The organism is Prevotella sp. OH937_COT-195 (assembly GCF_003932845.1).
Classification (GTDB): Bacteria; Bacteroidota; Bacteroidia; order Bacteroidales; family Bacteroidaceae; genus Prevotella.
Genome location: NZ_RQZH01000113.1, coordinates 1 through 650 on the forward strand (window position 1 = coordinate 1; position 650 = coordinate 650).

Annotated in this window: 1 protein-coding gene; it reads left to right on the forward strand. The window is 25.1% G+C overall.

Annotated features, from left to right (window positions below):
- Positions 1-138 precede the first annotated feature (138 nt).
- Positions 139-650: hypothetical protein (locus EII32_RS11475; protein WP_148096841.1), on the forward strand; the 512-nt coding region annotated here is incomplete at its 3' end.

The window sequence follows — 650 nt, forward strand, 5'->3', positions numbered from 1 at the left end:
AAATAACCATAACTATTTAATTATATCATAAATAAATTTAAAATAACAGTCTTTACAAAATTTATTTTAGCGTTATAATAAAGTTATAGAATAAAGTTATAGTACATATCGTGCTAAATTATTTGAGGAGGTTTTCTTATGAAACACACAAAAAAATTAAGTTTATTATTAGCGTTGGCACTTGGGGTTACACCAGTTTTAACTTCAGTTAATCAAACTAAATCTTATGCTGAAGAAGATAATAAAGTTTATGATAAAATATTTGTAGGGAATAAGTATGTATATGTAAAAAAAGGTTTAAATGTTCCAGAAGAAACAATATTGGATATTTTAAATCAAAGTAATTCAGATGCGTTGATAAAAATTGAAAATTATACTAAAAATAAAGAAAAAAGGAAATACGAAACTAGAGGAAAAAGAACTCACGTAATTAGAGATCATTTTACAAGATATATATATAAAAACAAAAAAGTAATAGCAACGGTAGCAAAGGGAGGCAGTTATACATTGAATAGAACAATTAATTTTAATCAAAGTGTTTCTGTTAGTGGTTCAGTAGAGGCTAGCATATTATCTGTTGCTAAAGCTAATATATCAGCTAATTATGCTAATGAATTTAGTGATTCTATATCTGTAGGAAGTGTATATAC